17 protein-coding genes and 2 tRNA genes are annotated in these 16,716 nt (G+C 69.6%); 8 read left to right on the top strand and 11 right to left on the bottom strand.

Annotated elements, in window-relative coordinates; all coding sequences use genetic code 11:
• Positions 1-4 precede the first annotated feature (4 nt).
• On the top strand, positions 5-1,681 hold the full coding sequence (locus RAH39_RS02440) for a M16 family metallopeptidase (protein WP_306591215.1): 1,677 nt from the start codon (positions 5-7) through the stop codon (positions 1,679-1,681).
• Complete coding sequence (locus RAH39_RS02435; RefSeq protein ID WP_306591214.1) at positions 1,678-2,916, top strand: M16 family metallopeptidase; 1,239 nt, start codon at positions 1,678-1,680, stop codon at positions 2,914-2,916. The genes RAH39_RS02440 and RAH39_RS02435 overlap by 4 nt, the downstream gene beginning before the upstream one ends.
• On the opposite strand, the gene RAH39_RS02430 is transcribed toward RAH39_RS02435, so the two are convergent.
• Both RAH39_RS02430 and RAH39_RS02425 read right to left on the bottom strand, forming a co-directional pair.
• Positions 2,906-3,784 carry a phosphoribosylaminoimidazolesuccinocarboxamide synthase gene (locus tag RAH39_RS02430; RefSeq protein ID WP_306591213.1) on the bottom strand — a complete coding sequence of 293 codons (879 nt, stop codon included), beginning with the start codon at positions 3,782-3,784 and terminating at the stop codon, positions 2,906-2,908. The two genes, RAH39_RS02435 and RAH39_RS02430, sit on opposite strands and share 11 nt — an antisense overlap.
• Before the next feature lie 62 nt (positions 3,785-3,846).
• The gene (locus tag RAH39_RS02425; RefSeq protein ID WP_306591212.1) at positions 3,847-4,890 is read right to left on the bottom strand and encodes a tetratricopeptide repeat protein; all 1,044 of its coding nucleotides are present in this window, start codon (positions 4,888-4,890) and stop codon (positions 3,847-3,849) included.
• 116 nt (positions 4,891-5,006) lie between these two features.
• Between RAH39_RS02425 and RAH39_RS02420 the strand changes: the two genes are divergently transcribed.
• The 3 genes from RAH39_RS02420 to RAH39_RS02410 all read left to right on the top strand — a co-directional run bounded on the left by RAH39_RS02420 (position 5,007) and on the right by RAH39_RS02410 (position 7,041).
• The gene (locus tag RAH39_RS02420; protein ID WP_306591211.1) at positions 5,007-5,558 is read left to right on the top strand and encodes a hypothetical protein; all 552 of its coding nucleotides are present in this window, start codon (positions 5,007-5,009) and stop codon (positions 5,556-5,558) included.
• Between the two features lie 81 nt (positions 5,559-5,639).
• Complete coding sequence (locus RAH39_RS02415) at positions 5,640-6,212, top strand: hypothetical protein (RefSeq protein WP_306591210.1); 573 nt, start codon at positions 5,640-5,642, stop codon at positions 6,210-6,212.
• Between the two features lie 67 nt (positions 6,213-6,279).
• Positions 6,280-7,041 carry an MBL fold metallo-hydrolase gene (locus RAH39_RS02410; RefSeq protein ID WP_306591209.1) on the top strand — a complete coding sequence of 254 codons (762 nt, stop codon included), beginning with the start codon at positions 6,280-6,282 and terminating at the stop codon, positions 7,039-7,041.
• A gap of 16 nt (positions 7,042-7,057) precedes the next feature.
• Here the strand turns inward: RAH39_RS02410 and RAH39_RS02405 are convergent, their stop codons facing one another.
• From RAH39_RS02405 to RAH39_RS02370, 8 genes are all read right to left on the bottom strand, one after another.
• Positions 7,058-7,408, bottom strand: coding sequence for an Hpt domain-containing protein (locus RAH39_RS02405; protein WP_306591208.1), 351 nt, complete (start codon positions 7,406-7,408; stop codon positions 7,058-7,060).
• A gap of 29 nt (positions 7,409-7,437) precedes the next feature.
• Positions 7,438-7,860: a F0F1 ATP synthase subunit epsilon gene (locus RAH39_RS02400; protein WP_306591207.1), complete on the bottom strand. Its 423-nt coding sequence runs from the start codon at positions 7,858-7,860 to the stop codon at positions 7,438-7,440.
• A gap of 60 nt (positions 7,861-7,920) precedes the next feature.
• Positions 7,921-9,342 (bottom strand): F0F1 ATP synthase subunit beta, encoded by a 1,422-nt coding sequence (atpD, locus tag RAH39_RS02395; RefSeq protein ID WP_306591206.1) that lies wholly within the window; start codon positions 9,340-9,342, stop codon positions 7,921-7,923.
• Positions 9,343-9,437: 95 nt separating this feature from the next.
• Positions 9,438-10,310: an ATP synthase F1 subunit gamma gene (atpG, locus tag RAH39_RS02390; protein ID WP_306591205.1), complete on the bottom strand. Its 873-nt coding sequence runs from the start codon at positions 10,308-10,310 to the stop codon at positions 9,438-9,440.
• A 4-nt stretch (positions 10,311-10,314) separates the two neighbouring features.
• Positions 10,315-11,883, bottom strand: a complete 1,569-nt coding sequence (atpA, locus tag RAH39_RS02385; RefSeq protein WP_306591204.1) for a F0F1 ATP synthase subunit alpha — start codon at positions 11,881-11,883, stop codon at positions 10,315-10,317.
• A gap of 38 nt (positions 11,884-11,921) precedes the next feature.
• Positions 11,922-12,464: an ATP synthase F1 subunit delta gene (gene atpH, locus RAH39_RS02380; protein WP_306591203.1), complete on the bottom strand. Its 543-nt coding sequence runs from the start codon at positions 12,462-12,464 to the stop codon at positions 11,922-11,924.
• A complete protein-coding gene (locus RAH39_RS02375; protein WP_306591202.1) occupies positions 12,461-13,216 on the bottom strand; it encodes a F0F1 ATP synthase subunit B in 756 nt (251 codons plus the stop codon). The genes atpH and RAH39_RS02375 overlap by 4 nt, the downstream gene beginning before the upstream one ends.
• Positions 13,217-13,218: 2 nt before the next feature.
• Positions 13,219-13,731, bottom strand: coding sequence for a F0F1 ATP synthase subunit B (locus tag RAH39_RS02370; RefSeq protein ID WP_306591201.1), 513 nt, complete (start codon positions 13,729-13,731; stop codon positions 13,219-13,221).
• A 191-nt stretch (positions 13,732-13,922) separates the two neighbouring features.
• Between RAH39_RS02370 and RAH39_RS02365 the strand changes: the two genes are divergently transcribed.
• Both RAH39_RS02365 and RAH39_RS02360 read left to right on the top strand, forming a co-directional pair.
• A tRNA-Val gene (locus RAH39_RS02365) sits at positions 13,923-13,998 on the top strand.
• Positions 13,999-14,023: 25 nt separating this feature from the next.
• Positions 14,024-14,100: transfer RNA gene (locus tag RAH39_RS02360), tRNA-Asp, on the top strand.
• A 385-nt stretch (positions 14,101-14,485) separates the two neighbouring features.
• Here RAH39_RS02360 and RAH39_RS02355 read toward each other — a convergent pair.
• Positions 14,486-14,884: a nuclear transport factor 2 family protein gene (locus RAH39_RS02355; protein WP_306591200.1), complete on the bottom strand. Its 399-nt coding sequence runs from the start codon at positions 14,882-14,884 to the stop codon at positions 14,486-14,488.
• A gap of 99 nt (positions 14,885-14,983) precedes the next feature.
• On the opposite strand from RAH39_RS02355, the gene der reads away from it, so the two are divergent.
• Positions 14,984-16,531 carry a ribosome biogenesis GTPase Der gene (der, locus tag RAH39_RS02350; protein WP_306591199.1) on the top strand — a complete coding sequence of 516 codons (1,548 nt, stop codon included), beginning with the start codon at positions 14,984-14,986 and terminating at the stop codon, positions 16,529-16,531.
• Positions 16,532-16,716 lie beyond the last annotated feature (185 nt).

Genomic DNA, 16,716 nt, shown 5'->3' with positions numbered 1-16,716 from the left:
GGCCATGCGACTTCCGGTCCCGTTCCTCGCCGCCGCCTGCGGGTTCGTCCTCAGCGCGGGACTGACGGCGCAGGAGCGCCTGCCGGACGTCCAGGAGCGGCGGCTGGCGAACGGGATGCGGCTGCTGGTGGTGGAGCGCCGGGGCCTGTCCGCCTTCCACGCGACCCTGGTCTTCCGCGGCGGGCGGGCGGAGGAGCCCCCGGCCCTGGCGGGCGCCACGGATCTGCTGGCCCGCGCCCTCTTCGGCCACACCTATCCCGAGGATCTCGAAACCGCCCAGGGCCCCACCAGCGTCGACGCCCTCCTGACCCAGGAGGAGGGCCTGCTCGAATCCCTGCGGCAGGAGCGCCTCCGCCAGCAGAAGGATCCCGGCTTCGCCGCCCAGCACACGGGCCTGGAGGAGAACCTCCAGAAGGTCCAGGCCGCGTTGCGGGCGCGGGGCGTCTCGTCTCCTCTGGACGACCTCTACCTCGCCCGGGGCGGTCGCCAGCGCGCCGAAGCGGGCCCCGACGCCCTCCTGGCGGAGACGGAACTTCCGGCCGACGCGTTCGCCTTCTGGTGCCGCACGGAGGCCCAGCGCCTCACGGCGCTCCAGCTCAGCCGGTTCGCGGAAGCCCGGACGGAACTGCTCGGCGCGCTCCGCAACCGCGATTCCCGGGGGGCCGCCCTGCTGCGGGGCGCGGCCCTGCCCGGCCACCCCTACGGCCGCGACCTGGCGGACCATCTTCCGGCGCTGGAGGCCCTCCGCCGCTCCGACCTCCGCGCCTGGGCGCGCCGCGCCTGCGTTCCTCGGCGGCTGACCCTCATCCTCGTCGGCGGCGCGGGCATGGAGGCGGTGCTGCCCCTGATCGAGCGGAGCTTCGGCGCCCTGCCCGCGGGCGCGGACGTCGAGGATCCCCTTCCCCCCGAGATTCCCGCGGATCTCGGCGACCGCCGGATCCAGGCCTCGCTCGGCGGGAGCGCCCGGCTCCTCGCGGGCTGGCGCATCCCACCCCGCAGCCACCGGGACCACCTGGCCCTCCGCATGGCCGCCCAGTTGCTCGGCGGAGGCCGCTCCGGCCGCCTGCCGCTCCGGCTGGGGGAACAGAAGGGGCTCGCCCAGGAAGCGACGGTCCGCCTGGGCGGGGCGGGCGCGCGGCTGCCGGGCCTGTTCGTGGCGGACCTCGTCCCGGCCGAGGGCCACACCCTGGCAGAGCTGGAGGCCGCGCTGGACACCGAAATCCTGAAGCTCCAGCAGGAGCCCATCTCCACGGACGAATGGCAGCGGGCCGTGGCCCAGTTGGAAGTGGGCTACCTGGCCGCCCAAGACGAGCCGCGGAGCCTGGCCCGCATCCTGGGGCTGAGCTGGGCCGAGACCGGCGATTGGCGCACCGTCGGCCTGGAGCTCCAGCGGCTGCGGACCCTGGCGCCCGAGGCCGTCCAGACCGCCGCCCGCGTCTGGCTCCAGCCCAGCCACCGGACCGTCGCGCACCTCCAGCAGGGTTCCGCCGGCGGGGAAGATCCCCTGGAAGTGGCGGCGACGAGGATCCTCAAGGCCCTCGCCGTTGCGCGCATCGAGGATCTCGCCCAGCGGGAGCGGCTGGTGGCCGAGGGCCTGCGGCAGCTCCGGATGCTGACCCCCGCGGAGCGGGCGCGCACCCTCAAGCTGCTGGAAGCCCAGCTCCCCGCGGAGAAGCGATGAGACGCGCGCTGGCCCTCGCCCTGCTGGCGCTTCCGGCCCTGATCCGGGCGGAGGCGCCCCAGCGGTTCACGCTGCCCAACGGCCTGCGGGTGGTCCACCTGGAGGACCACGATCGCCCCCTCCTCCGGGCGCGGCTCCATCTGGACTTGCTTCCCGAAGACGCGCCGCCGGCGCGGCCCGAAGCGCTCCGCCTGGCCCTGCGGATGCTGGACCGCGGTGAAGTGGGCACCCTCAAGGCCGCCGCCGCGGACGAAGCGATGGAGAACGCCGGGATCCGCCTCGTGGAGGAACTGGGACCGGACGGCGTCTCCTGGCGACTGGTGGCCCGCAGCCGGGACCAGGACCGGGCGCTGGGCCTGCTCGGCGACCGCGTGATCCGCGCCGTCTTCGATCCGTTCACGCTGGCGGCCCAGCGCGTCGCGGCCCGGCAGGAAGGAGAACGGCAGGCGACGACACCCGCGATGCGCCTGCGCCAGATCCTGGAACCCCTCCCCGCCCTGCGTCCCCCGAGCGCGGAAAGGCTCCAGGCCGTGACCATGGAGGATCTCCTGGCCGTGCGCGCCCGCGTGTTCCGCCCGGACCGCGCCGTGCTCGTCCTCCAGGGCGACCTCGGACTGGAGCAGGCCAAGCAGGTCGTCCTGCTCACCTTCGGCACCTGGACCGCCCAGGCGGCTCCCGCTACGGCTCCCGCCGTCCCTCCTCCTCCCCAGGGTCCCGTGCGGCTGGCGATGGACGGGCTGCCTCTGCGCGTCCAGGCCGTGGCCGCGGCGCCCCCGGAGCTGACTCCCGAAGCGCGGGCCCTCCTCGAACAGCTGGTTCCCGGCGATCCCCTGCTCGCGCCCGTGGACCTGCGGATCGAAAGCGCCGGCGCCGTGGCCACGCTGGAAGGCGATCCCGCGGCGCCCGCCAGCGTCGCCGCCCTCACGGAACGGCTGATGGGCCGCCTGGAAGCGCTCCGCCAGCGGGGGTTCTCGGAAGCGGATCTGCGCCGCGCCCGGGCCGCATGGACCGCGGGACGCAGCCTCCTCACCCTGGATCCGGAGGCGCGGATCGACGAGGCTTTGGCCTTCGCCCGCGGCCGCGCCGCGCTGTCCGCCCGCATGGAGGCCCTCACCCTGGAAGCGCTCAACGCCGCGCTTCGGCGGTGGCTGGATCCCGCCCGCTTCCGGGTGGGCGCGGCGGGACCCGCCGACGCCCTGAAGGACGAAGCCCCGAAAGCGCCGCCTAAATCGTGATCCCGAAGCGGGCCGCCAGGTCCAGGTAGCGGGCGCGGATGCCCTCCACCACTTCGGCGGGAAGGTTCGGCGCCGGGGGCCGCTTGTCCCAGCCGGGCAGGCTCTCCAGGTAGTCCCGCAGGAACTGCTTGTCGAGGCTGGGCGGGTTCTTGCCGGGTTCCCACCCGTCGGCCAGCCAGTAGCGGCTGCTGTCCGGGGTGAGCGCTTCGTCGATGAGGACCAGTTCCCCATCGCGGCCCAGTCCGAACTCGAACTTGGTGTCGGCGAGGAGGATCCCCTTCCGCGCCGCCAGTTCCGCGCCGCGCCGGTAGAGGGCGAGGCTCAGGTCCCGCAGCCGGCCCGCCAGCTCGGGTCCCACGATCTGGGCCATGCGCTCGAAGTCGATGTTCTCGTCGTGCCCTTCCTCGGCCTTGGTGGCCGGCGTGAAGATCGGCTCCGGCAGCCGGTCCGCGAGCCGCAGCCCCGCCGGCAGGGCCACGCCGCACACGGCGCCGCCGGCCTGGTATTCCTTCCACCCGCTGCCGGCCAGGTAGCCCCGCACCACGCACTCCACGGGCAGGGGCCGCGTCTTCTCCACCACCACCGCCCGCCCGCACAGCAGGTCGCGGTGGGCTTCCAGGGCGCCGGGCCACTCCGGGGAATGGCGGAAGTGGTTGGGCACGAGATCGCCCGTGGCCGCGAACCAGTAGGACGCCACCGCGGTGAGGATCCGCCCCTTGTCGGGGATCCCCTCCGGCATCACGCAGTCGAAGGCGCTGATCCGGTCGGTGGCGACGATCAGCAGTTCCTCGCCCAGGTCGTACACGTCCCGGACCTTGCCCCGGCGGAAGACCGGGAAGGGCAGATCGGTGCCGAGCAGGACGGACATGGGGCCTCCAGCCAAACCTCCATCATCGCAGGGACGGGGCCGTCGGTTGCCAACGGATGAGGTCAGGGCAGTTCGGGGAGGTGGCGGGGCGTGGGAGCGGACCAGTGGAGCCCCGCCGGAAGGAGCGCGTAGCGGTTCATCACGCCCACCCATCGGGCGAGTTCGGACTCCCGGACGGCGCCGTCGCCGCCCGTGTTCGGCATCCCCAGGAACTGCAGGTAGTCCTGCACTTCCGCCCCGGACACGCCCAGGAGACCCGGCAGGACGTCCAGGGGATGGACGCGGTCCCCGGCGGGGGGCGCCAGCAGCCGGTAGTCGAAGGTCTCGCGGAGGACCGACGCGGTGGCGGCGGGATCCAACTCCTGGGCCGCGTCCAGATGGGGAAAGGGATTTCCCCCCAGCAGCCCCAGGGCCTGGGCCATGCCCACGTGCGCCAGGAGGTGCATGGGATGGGCCTTCAGGACCGTCTCGAAGGCCGCCCGGGCCTCCTGGGCGCGCCCCAGGCGGAGGAGGGCCTCCCCGTGGCGGAGGCGGGCCTCGCCGCGGTCGGGCTCCGCGCGGATCCAGCGCTCCGCCACGGAGGCCATCTCCTCGGCCATCCCCTGGGCGCGGAAGAAACTGGTGAGGTAGACGAGGCTCGCCACGTCCTTGGGCGCCAGGAGCAGCAGGCGGTCCAGGACCTCGGCCGCCCGCAGGGACTGGCCCTCCTGGTCCAGCCGGTTGGCCCAGTCGCGCAGGACTTCCACCTGGCGCGGGACGGGATGGTTGGGCGTGGAGCGGGCTGGATCGGCGGGGTGCAGGAGCTGGGTCCGCACCCACAGGTAGCGCAGCGCGTGGCGCCCTTCCGGGCCCGCCAGCTCCTCCTCGATGGCGTGGATGATCGTCTTGAGGCCGTGCTCCCAGAGCGGGGGAACGGGCATCTGGACGTGGGTCCGCAGCTCCCGGCTGAGGGGATCGATGGGATTCCCGGCCCTTCCCAGGTGAAGGCGCAGGCGGAGCAGCTCCAGTCCCGGGTCGGCCCCGGGCTGGAAGGCCACCCGCAGGGCGAGCTCCCCCGTGTCGGGGTCGAAATCGTCGAGGATCAGAAAGCGCAGGTGGGCCCGCATCCTTGGAGGGTAGCAAAGTCGGACGGCTCGCCGGGGGGGAGGCATCTCTTCGTTTCGGGGAGGTTGACCAACCGGACGCCCGAACCGATGATGCAGGAATCCGCCGAGGAGGCCCCATGCGCAAGGTCCTGACCGTGTCGACGCGCTGCCTCCCCCTTCTGCTGGCCCTTCCCCTGGCCGCCCAGACGTTCGAGGTGGGGCTGAACATCTCGCGCCAGAGCTACACGGAGCAGACTGCCGCTCCGCGACTCGAGCCCAAGGACAAGACGGTGGCGGCCGTGCGCCTGGGCTACTCCCTCCTAGATTTCGGGCCCATCCTCCTCCAGGGCAGCGTCGCCTACCAGCCGCGGACGGACACGGAGGTGAAGGGCGCGCCGGATCCGGCGAAGCTCGGCCACGAGTACTGGGCCGCCGGGGCCATGTTCACCTTCAAGGCGGGACTCGCCTTCGGCGCGGGCGTGGACTACCGCTTCGAGAAGACCACCTACCGGGACACCTTCACGTCGTCCCATTCCTACGGCCGGCCCTGGGCTCGGGCCAACGTGGGATTCGCCGTGCCCACGCCGTTCCTGAAGCCTTTCGTGGGCGTGGAAGTGGCGGTGCCCCTCAGCGATGAAAACCTCGGCCCCACCTTCCAGGTCGGCCTCTACGGGGGCATCCGGTTCTGAGGGGAACGGCCCGACCGAAACCCGGACAGGACCGGGCAACCCGTCTAGGATGAAGGTGCGCTTCTCTGCGTGGAGTCGCCCATGAAGACGTTTCTCCTCCTCCTGGTTCTCGCGGCTCCGCTGGCGGCCCAGCGGTTCGAGGCGGGCCTGAACGTCTCCCGCCAGCAGTACCCCACCATCACGGAACTGGGCGCCCGCGTGGAGCCCCAGGACAAGACGGTGGTGGCCGCTCGGTTCGGCTACGCCCTCGTAGATTGGGGCCCGGTCCTTTTCCAGGCCACCGCCGCCTATCAGCCCAAAGCGGAGACGGACGTCCGGATCAACGGCGCCACCTCAGCCACCCGGTTCGGCCAGGAATACTGGGGCGTGGGCGCGATGTTCAACTTCAAGGCCCTGCTGGCCGTGGGCGCGGGCGTGGAATACCGGTCGGAGAAGCTGACGCTGCACGGGACCGGCCCCTCCTACGGCCGCCCCTGGGCGCGGGTGAACGTGGGCTACGCCTTCCCGACGCCGCTGGTGAAGCCCTTCATCGGCCTCGAAGCGGCCGCTCCGCTCACCAAAGAGGACTACAACGATTCCCTGGGCACCGACGACACGCTCAAGTCGCTGGCTCCCAAGGTGCAGATCGGCATCTACGGCGGCATCCGGTTCTAGAGGCGCGGAAAGCGCGCGCCGGCGCTTCCCTTTTCCGTATGATGGAGCCTTCATCCACCGAGGGACGATGGAACTCCGGATCCTGGGCTGCAGCGGCGGGGAGGCGGACGGGGAGCGCCTGACGGGGCTGCTGGTGAACGGCTGCGTCGCCATCGACGCCGGCTCCATGACCGCGGCCCTGACGGTGGCGGAGCAGGTCGCCATCCAGCACGTGTTCCTCAGCCACTCGCACCTGGACCACATCTGCACGCTGCCATTCTTCACCAAGAACATCTTCGGCCACACCCACGGGGCGGTGGAGATCCACGCCCTGCCGGAGACCCTCGACGTCCTGCGCCGCCACCTGTTCAACGACGAGCTGTGGCCCGATTTCAGCGTGATCCCCAGCCCCAACGATCCCACCATCCGCTACACGGAAATCGAGCCCGAGCGCGCCTACCGCGTCTGCGGGCTGGAGATCACGCCCATCCGCGTGAATCACCTGGTGCCCTGCGTAGGCTACAAGGTGGACGACGGGCGGGACGCCTTCATCTTCACCAGCGACACCGCCGAGACGGATCGCGTGTGGGAGGTGGCCAACGCCACGCCCCACCTGCGGCTCGTGATCGCCGAGGCCAGTTTCCCCAACGAGCAGGCCTGGCTGGCGGAGGCCTCCCGCCACCTCACCCCCGCCAAGCTGGGCGCCGAGTTGAAGAAGCTCACGCGGGACGTGCCCGTCCGGATCTACCACCTCACGCCCGGCGACCGGGCCATCATGCTCCCGCAGCTCAAGGCCCTCGGCGATTCCCGGGTGGGCCTTCTGGCGCAGGACGAACGGCTGGTCTGGTAGATCTGCTTCCGATGCCTCAGGGCTTCGGGAAGGCCGCTTCCAGCGCCGTCAGGGCTTCCTCGTAGGCCGCGGGAAGCGCGGCGATGAGGGCGGCATCCAGGTGGCCCTTCCGCGCCTGGGCTTCGATCCGCGCCGCCAGATCGGCGATCCGCTTGAGGCCGAGGTTCGCCAAGGCGCCCTTGAGCTGATGGGCCTCGTGGATCGCGGCGGTCGCGTCCCCGGTGCCGAGGGCCGCGCGCAACAGAGCGAAGCGGGGCGGAGCGTCCTCCTTGAGCAGGACGACGAGTTCCTCCACCAGGCCGAGGCCCGCCCCCATGTCCACCAGCTCCCGCAGGGGACGGGGATCGAGGATTGGAAGGTCGGCCAAGATCGGCACTCCGGAAGGCGGGAAGGCGCTCAGAATCCGTGCCCCGCGGGATGGCCGGCGGCCTGGAGGCGGATGAGGCTGGCGTCGAGCTTGGCCTGGGCGTTGGCCAGGTCCTTCTCGGTCTGGGCCTCCTTGAGCAGCTTGAGAGCCCGCTGGCGCGAGGCCTCAGCCCGCTCCAGGTCGATCATCTCCACGGTCTCGCTCTCGCGCGCCAGGATGGTGACGCGGTCCGGGCCCACTTCGGCGAATCCGCCGAACACCGTGATCCAGTGTTTCTGGCCGTTCTGGACGTAGTAGAGCAACCCGTCGCCCACGGCGGTCATCAGCGGCGTGTGGCCCGGCAGGATGCCGTAGTACCCCCGCTCGGCGGTGGGGAACTGCACCTCGGAGACCTCGGCCGAGAAGACCGGCCGCTCCGGGGTGACGACTTCCAGCTTGATCGATTGGGACATGGGAGGCCCTTGGAAAGGCCCGGAATCCGCTCGCGCGGATTCCGGGTCGGAACGGCGGATTTAGACGGCGGCCAGCTTCTCGGCCTTCTCGACGGCCTCCTCGATGGTTCCGACGAGGTAGAAGGCCTGCTCGGGGAGGTGGTCCCACTTGCCGTCGCAGATCTCGCTGAAGCCCTTGATGCTGTCCTCCAGCTTCACGTACTTGCCCTGCATGCCCGTGAACTGCTCGGCCACGAAGAAGGGCTGGCTGAGGAAGCGCTGGATCTTGCGGGCGCGGGCCACGATCAGCTTGTCGTCGTCGCTCAGCTCGTCCATGCCCAGGATGGCGATGATGTCCTGCAGCTCCTTGTACTTCTGCAGGATGGCCTTCACGCGCATGGCGGTGTTGTAGTGCAGGTCGCCCAGGATGCGGGGATCGAGCAGGCGGCTGGTGGAGGCCAGGGGATCCACGGCGGGGTAGATGCCGAGGGCCGCGATCTCGCGGGAGAGGTTGGTGGTGGCGTCCAGGTGGGCGAAGGTGGTGGCGGGCGCGGGATCCGTGTAGTCGTCGGCGGGCACGTAGACGGCCTGCACGGAGGTGATGGAGCCCTTCTTGGTGGAGGTGATGCGCTCCTGCAGCTCGCCCATCTCCGTCGCCAGCGTGGGCTGGTAGCCCACGGCGGAGGGCATGCGGCCCAGCAGCGCGGACACTTCGGCGCCGGCCTGGGTGAAGCGGAAGATGTTGTCCACGAACAGCAGCACGTCCTTGCCTTCCTGATCGCGGAAGTACTCCGCGACGGTGAGGCCGGTCAGGGCCACGCGGGCGCGGGCTCCGGGGGGTTCGGTCATCTGGCCGTAGATGAGCGCCACCTTGGACTTGCTGAGGTCCTCCTTGTTGATGACGCCGGAATCCATCATCTCGTGCCAGAGGTCGTTGCCCTCGCGGGTGCGCTCGCCGACGCCCGCGAACACGGAGTAGCCGCCGTGGCCCTTGGCGATGTTGTTGATCAGTTCCATGATCAGCACCGTCTTGCCCACGCCCGCGCCGCCGAACAGGCCCGTCTTGCCGCCCTTCGCGTAGGGCTCCAGCAGGTCGATGACCTTGATGCCCGTCTCGAACATCTCGGAGGCGGTGTTCAGTTCCTCGTACTTCGGGGCCTCGCGGTGGATGGGGAGCGTCATCTTGTGGCCGATGGGACCCCGCTCGTCCACGGGATCGCCCACCACGTTGATGATGCGGCCCAGGGTCTCGGGGCCCACCGGCACGTTGATGGGCTTGCCGGTGTCGCTCACGCCCTGGCCGCGGACCATGCCCTCGGTGGGCTGCATGGCCACGCAGCGCACGCGGTTCTCGCCCAGGTGCTGCTGCACTTCGAGCGTCACCGTCACGCCGGCGATCTCGGTGTGCAGGGCATTCATGATCTCGGGCAGGTGGGCGTCGAACTCGACGTCCACGGCGGGACCGACGATGGCGATCACGCGGCCTTGAAGGGTGTTGGACATGGGGACCTCGAAAAGGAAGGAACCGCGAAAAACGCTAAATCACGCGAAACGAAAAGAGCAGGGCGAGAGAGGAGAGGTCCGCATGTTTCGCGGTTTCAAGCATTGGCGCCGGAGACGATCTCGATGATCTGGTTCGTGATGCCGGCCTGGCGGATCTTGTTCATGGTGAGGGTCAGCTTGGCGATCATCTCGCCGGCGTTGTTGCTGGCCTTGTCCATGGCCGCCATGCGGGCGCCATGCTCGGAGGCGCTGCTCTCGAGGAGGGCCCGGAGGAGTTCCGTCTCCACGAACCGGGGAAGGAGGGTCTCCAGCACCGAATTGGGATCCGGCTCCAGCAGGTGGGGCACTTCCGTGGGGTTCTCGGAGCCCTGCACGTCCATGGGGAAGACCTTGAACACGGTGGGCGTCTGGGCGACGGGGCTGTTGAAGTAGTTGTAGATCACGTAGAGGGCGTCGATCTCGCCGGCGTGGTACTGGGCGGCGGCCCCTTCGGAGATCTCGGTCACCACGCGCTGGAGGCCCGCCAGGGGGACGTGGAGGTACTCGCAGGCGGGGGTCAGCTTGCGCTTCTTCGCCCATTCCGCCGCGCGCTTGCCGATCACGTCCAGGTGGGCGATCTCGGCGGAACACGTCGTCACGAAGGCATTGGCGGCCTTGAACACGTTGGCGTTGAAGCCGCCGCAGAGGCCCTTGTCCGAGGCCACGACGACGAGGCGGATGCGCTTCTCCTCGCGGGGGGAGAGGAACGCCTGGGCGGCGGGCCCGGGCTCGATCTCCGCGTCGCCCCGGATGCGGCCCACCACCCGGCGGACCACTTCCATCATCTTCGAGGCGTAGGGACGCAGGGCCACCAGGCGCTCCTGGGACTTCCGCAGCTTCACCGCGGAAATCATCTTCATGGCCTTGGTGACCTGCTGAGTGTTCTTCACCGACCTGATGCGGCGGCGAATGTCCTGGAGACCGGCCATGGGACTAGGCTCCCGCGGGCTGGTTCAGGGAGGCCTGGAAGGTCTCCTTGAAAGCCGCCACCTGGGTCTTGAGCTGGGCTTTGGCGTCGTCGCTCAGGGTCTTGGTGTCGCGGATCCCGCGGAGCACGTCGGGGGCGTTCACGTCGAGGAAGGCCATGAACTCGGATTCGAACCGGCGCACCTGGGCCACCGGCAAGTCGTCCGTGTAGCCGTTGGTCGCGGCCCAGATGATGACCACCTGCTTCTCCACGGCCATGGGCTGGTACTGGCCCTGCTTCAGGATTTCCACCAGCCGCTGGCCGCGGTTCAGCTGCGCCAGGGTGGCCTTGTCCAGGTCCGAGCCGAACTGGGCGAAGGCCGCCAGCTCGCGGTACTGGGCGAGGTCGAGCTTGATGGTGCCGGCCACGGACTTCATCGCCTTCACCTGGGCGGAACCGCCCACGCGGCTCACGGAGATGCCCACGTTCACGGCGGGACGCACGCCCGCGTTGAACAGGTCGCTCTCCAGGAAGATCTGGCCGTCGGTGATGGAGATGACGTTGGTCGGAATGTAGGCGGACACGTCGCCGGCCTGGGTCTCGATGATGGGTAGGGCGGTCATGGAGCCGGCCCCGCGCTCGTCGCTGAGCTTGCAGGCGCGCTCCAGCAGGCGGCTGTGGAGGTAGAACACGTCGCCGGGATAGGCTTCGCGGCCGGGAGGGCGACGCACCAGCAGGGAGATCTCGCGGTAGGCGACCGCCTGCTTGGAAAGGTCGTCGTAGATGCACAGGACGTGGCCGCCGGGGTTGTCCTTGCTGCTGGGCTGGCCGTCCTTGCCGTGCCACATGAAGTACTCGCCCATGGCCGCGCCCGTCATGGGGGCCAGGAACAGCAGCGGCGCGGCCTCGGAGGCGGAGGCGGCCACCACGATGGTGTGCTTCATGGCGTCGTACTCTTCCAGGGTCTTCACCACCTGCGCGATGGTGGAGCGCTTCTGGCCGATGGCGACGTAGATGCAGATCACGCCGGTCTCGCGCTGGTTGATGATCGTATCGACGGCGACGGCGGTCTTGCCGGTCTGGCGGTCGCCGATGATCAGCTCGCGCTGGCCGCGGCCGATGGGGATCAGGCTGTCGATGGCCTTGAGGCCCGTCTGCATGGGCTCGTGGACGCTCTTGCGGTCGACGATGCCGGGGGCGATCTGCTCGATGGGGTGGGTCTTGGCGGCCTGGATGGGCCCCTTGCCGTCGATGGGGTTGCCCAGGGCGTCCACCACGCGGCCCACGAAGGCGGGACCCACGGGCACGGACATGATCTTGCCGGTGCGCTTGACGGTGTCGCCTTCCTTGATGGCCGAGGCCTCGCCCAGCAGGATGATGCCGACGTTGTCCTCCTCCAGGTTGAAGGCGAGACCCATCACGCCGTGCGGGAGCTCCAGCAGCTCGCCCGCCATGGCCTTCTCCAGGCCGTAGGCGCGCGCGATGCCGTCGCCCACGCTGATGACCGTGCCGACCTCGGCCACGTCCACCTGGGCGTCGAAGCCCTCGATCTGGCTGCGGATGATGCGGGAGATCTCTTCCGCGCGGATGTCCATGAAGTCCTCCAAACCTGCGGGTGAAAGCGAATCTGAATCTAGGCGGAAAGCAGCCGGTTCTTGAGCTGGCGGAGCTGGCCCTGGAGCGAGGCGTCCAGGACGGTGGAGCCCACCTGGACCTTCAGTCCGCCGAGAAGGGCGGGATCCAGGCTCCAGGTGAGGCGCACCGCCTTGCCCGTGCGCGCGGCCAGGGAGGCCTCCAGGGCCTTGGACTGGGCTTCGGTCAGGGGCTGGGCGCTGGCGACGCGGGCCTCGACGATCCCCGCCCGCTCGTCCACCAGTTCCGCGAAGGAGCGGCGGAGGTCGGGCAGGAGGTTCAGCCGCCCGGCTTCCGCCACCACGCGGAAGAAGTGGCGCAGCGTCTCGCTCACCTTGGCCGGGGCCAGGATGGCCTCGAAGACCTCGGCCTTCTTCCGGGGCAGGACCAGGGGAGAGGCGACCAAACGGGCGAGGTCGGAATGGGATTCGACGGCGGCGGCTACCGTCTCCAGTTCCTGCTGAAGCTGGGCCACGTTGCCCTGCTTGTCGCCGATCTGGAGGAGGGCCTTGGCGTAGCGCCGGGCGGTCAGGCGGTTGCTCACTGGATGCCTCCGGTCTGCTGGCCGACCTGCTGGATGGCGCGGTCGATGGCGTGGGCGGCGTCGGCCCCCTGGAGCTTCGCTTCCAGCCGCTTGGCGGCGCCTTCCACGGCCAGCTCGGCCACCAGGGCCCGCAGCTCCTGCTCGGCCTGGCGCTTCTGGAATCCGATCTCGGCCTGGGCCTGCGCGAGGATCTGCGCGGCCTCGGCCCGGGCGGCCTCCAGCACGCGCTGCTTCTCCGTCTCCGCATCCGCCTCGGCCTTGGACAGGATGCCCGCCAGCTCGCCCTCGAGCCCGGCCATCTTGGCTTCCATGTCGCGCATCTGGGCTTCGCCTTCGGCCTTGTCGCGTTCCGCCTGGGCGAGCAGCGTCTCCAGCTCCTCCTTGCGCGCCTTGAAGAGCGCGGACAGCGCGCCCTTCAGCAGGAAGAACAGCGCCGCGCCGTAGATCGCGAAGTTCAGAAGCTGGACGACGAAAGCGCCCAGGTTCCCGTATTCCTTGCCGAACAGCTTCATCGCGGGGCCGTGGTGACCGGCGGCGTGGCCTTCCGCTTCGTGGGCCGCTCCTTCAGCGTGGGCTCCCTCGGCATGGCCCGCGGCGGCCTCCCCATGCGGAGCATGACCCTCGGCAGGGGCCTGGTGCGCTTCGGCGGCAGCCGGGTGGGCCTCGTGGGCCTGGGCCGACAGCCCGAGGGGAGCGAAGGCCAGCGCGGCGGCCAGACCAGTGGACAGGGAGAGTCGGATCAGGGTCGTCATGCTCAGGCCTGCTTCAGAAGGGTCTGGGCCATGGACTCGGAGAGGGCGTCCACCTGGGCCAGCAGGTTCCGCTTGGCCTCGGCCTGCTGGGCAGCCAGCGATTCCGTGGCGGCCCGGCGATCGGCCAACGCCTGCGTCCTCGCCTCGTCGAGGAGCCGCTGCTTCTCCTGTCCCGCGGCATCCGCCAGGGCCTTGCGGCGCTCGAAGGCCCGCGCGCGCAGGTCCTTCAGGCGGGCCTGGTAGTCCTTCTGACGGGCGTCCAGCGCGGCGGCGGCCTGGGCCTTGGCGTCCCCGCCGGCCGTCAGGTCGCGCTCGCGGTCCTCCATCACCTTCGTGATGGGCTGGAAGAACACCGCGCGGAGGTAGAAGTAGAGCCCCACCAGAAGGACGATCACGAACAGGAGCGCCGGCACGTCCGGCCGCATGGGATCCGGCATCTGGGCCAGGATGCGCGCGACGGGCCCGCCTCCCTCGGGGGATCGGAGCGTCAGATTCGCCAGTTCCAGCAGCGCCACAGGCCACCCTCCAGAAACATCCCAAGGCCACAGCCGGGCTCGGCTACGGTCGAACCGACACCAGCGAGGGTCCGCGGGAACCTGTGGGACGGAAGCCCTGAAACCTTACCAGATCAGTCTGCTTCCCTCAACGCGGAGCTTTGGCCTTGACCACCCCCGCAGACCGTGTGAACATCAGTGTTCGGCGATCCGGGCGATTAGCTCAGTCGGTAGAGCAGCTGCTTTACACGCAGCATGTCGGCGGTTCGAGCCCGTCATCGCCCACCAGGTTTCCTTTCTGGTGAAAATGCAAGGGGTTGTAGCTCAGTCGGTTAGAGTGCCGGCCTGTCACGCCGGAGGTCGCGGGTTCGAGCCCCGTCAGCCCCGCCAAAAAGCGCCCAACTGGGCGCTTTTTGGCGTTCGGGCTGACGGGGCTCGAACCCGCGAGTGGGCTGTTCCTTCCGTCGTGGAGGCCCTCCAGTGGAGGGCCGGAACAGGAAGGAGCAGACCGGAGGACGCAAGCCCAAAGGGCGCAGCGGACTCGTTCGAGCCCCCCGGTGGCGTGGGCCGGCACGAAAGGCGGAGAACGGCGAGCGCTGACGGGGCTCGAACCCGCGAGTGGGCTGTTCCTTCCGTCGTGGAGGCCCTCCGGGGGAGGGCCGGAACAGGAAGGAGCAGACCGGCAGGCGCAAGCCCAAAGGGCGCAGCGCCTGCGTTCGAGCCCCGAAACCGCGTGGGTCGACGCCCAGGGCGGAGAAACCCGCGCGAACGCCCCCTACCCCAGCGTCCACATCCGCCGGATCGCGTTGTCCTCGATCTGGTAGATCACCACCGCCTCCAGGTCCGGCTTGTCCGTGCGCCCCGAGATCCGCTCGCGCTGGATGACGAAGTTGCCGGAGACCATCCGCTCCAGCACGCTGGCGTGGAGCTGGGGGTTCCGCCGGAGCCGCTCGGCGTAGAGCTCCCGGAGGCGCGACTTGCCCTGGGGCACCACCTGGCTTCCGGGGAGATCCGTCGCCTCCACCTTTTCCCCGAACACGGCCAGGAAGGCCTCCAGATCGTGGGCATTGAAGGCCTCGATCTGGCGCTGGACGACGGCCTCGGGGCCCACGACCTGGGCGGACGCCGCGATGGAAAGGGCCGGAACGAGCAGGCATGAGAGGAGGGGACGCATGGAAGACTCCTTCACGAAGGGGATCACTCTAGCTCCGCCTCCCACATCCGGCCTGCCTTTTTCCAGTTGGCGCGATAGACTGGAAGGCTTGGAACAACTATGAAACTGCCGCTCGTCGCCCTCTGCGGACGCCCCAACGTGGGGAAGTCCACCCTTTTCAATCGGCTCACCCGCAGCCGCGCGGCCCTGGTCCACGACCTGCCGGGCATGACCCGAGACCGGAGCTACGGCCGCGTCACCTGCCTCAGCGAGGAAGGCGACGCGGAGGAAGTCTTCGAGCTGGTGGACACCGGCGGCCTGGATTTCGAGGGCGACGACGTCATCACCCAGGGCATCACCCGCCTGGCGGAAGCGGCCCTGAACGAGGCCCACGTGGCCATCCTGCTGGTGGACGGCCATGACGGCCTGACCGCGGGCGACGAGGAGATCGCCGCCCGCCTCCGCCGCCAGGGGAAGCCGGTGCTGCTGGTGGTGAACAAGCTGGACGGAATGAAGGGCGGCGCGCCCGACGGCGGATTCTACGGGATGGGCTTCGACACCATCCTCGCCATCTCCGCGGCCCACGGTTCCGGCGTGCCCGAGCTGATCGACGCCGTCCGCGCGCGCCTTCCCTTCCATCGCACGCCCGAAGAGGCCGAGACCCACGAGCTGGCGGACGAACTGCGCTTCGCCCTCATCGGCCGTCCCAACGTGGGCAAGTCGTCCCTCACCAACCGCCTCCTGGGCTACGAGCGCAGCCTGGTGAGCGAAGTCGCGGGCACCACGCGGGACACGGTGGACACGGTCTTCGAAGTGAAGGACAAGATCTACCGGATGATCGACACGGCGGGCATCCGCAAGAAGGGCAAGACCCACGAAGGCGCGGAAAAGCTCAGCATCCTCAAGGCCAAGCAGGCCATGGCGCGCGCCGACGTGAGCCTCCTCCTCCTGGACGCCGTGGAGGGCGCCACCCACCAGGACGCGGTCATCGCGGGCTACGCACAGGAGGCCGGCGCCGCCGTCATCCTCGTGGTGAACAAGTGGGACCTGGTGGAGAAGGACACCTACACCATCTACAGCGCCGAAGAGGATCTCCGCCGCAGCCTGGGGTTCCTGCACCACGCCCCGATGATCTTCCTGTCGGCCCTCACCGGACAGCGCGTGTCCAAACTGTTCGGGATGATCGACCAGTTGGCCGCGGCCCACGCCAGGCGCATCCCCACCGGCGAGCTGAACCGCTTCCTGCGCGAATCCGTCGCAACCATGAGCCCCCACGCCGTGGACGGCAAGCTCCCCAAGCTCTACTTCATGACCCAGGTGGGCGTGAGGCCGCCCAGTTTCGTCATCAAGACCAACACCGACCGCGGCCTCCACTTCAGCTACGTGCGGTACCTGGAGAACCGCCTGCGCGACCAGTTCGGGCTGGCGGGCGTCCCCCTGCGCCTCAGCATCCAGAAGAAACAAAAGGGAGAAGGCGAGGAAGGCGAGACCGCCGCCGTCCGCCGGATCCTCGATCCGGGCGAGGGGCTCAAGCCTTCGCGGAGCAACGAGGCGCTTCGGACCCAGCGGGAGGAGAAGACCAAGGCCCGCCCGCGAAGGTCGACTTCCGCCCAGGAAACGAAAGCCGGAAGCCCTCCGCACCGCCGCAAATCTACCAAACGCTCCTGATCGGGCTCTATGAGGATGAAGAAGTCCTCTTAAACAGAACTCGTTTCCAGGAAAATTAACAATCCTTAACTTGAGGGCGGGGGAAACGAACGGGACCCTGGGACTTCGTTCCCGTTCTTTCTATCCCCCTGACGCCGGGTCTTCCTCCATGAAGCCCGGACGCTGTTCTGGCCGGACGTGCCGGG

The organism is Geothrix sp. 21YS21S-4, from assembly GCF_030845995.1.
In the GTDB taxonomy this organism is placed as follows: Bacteria; Acidobacteriota; Holophagae; order Holophagales; family Holophagaceae; genus Geothrix.
This window is presented reverse-complemented; position numbering and strand designations above follow the sequence as displayed.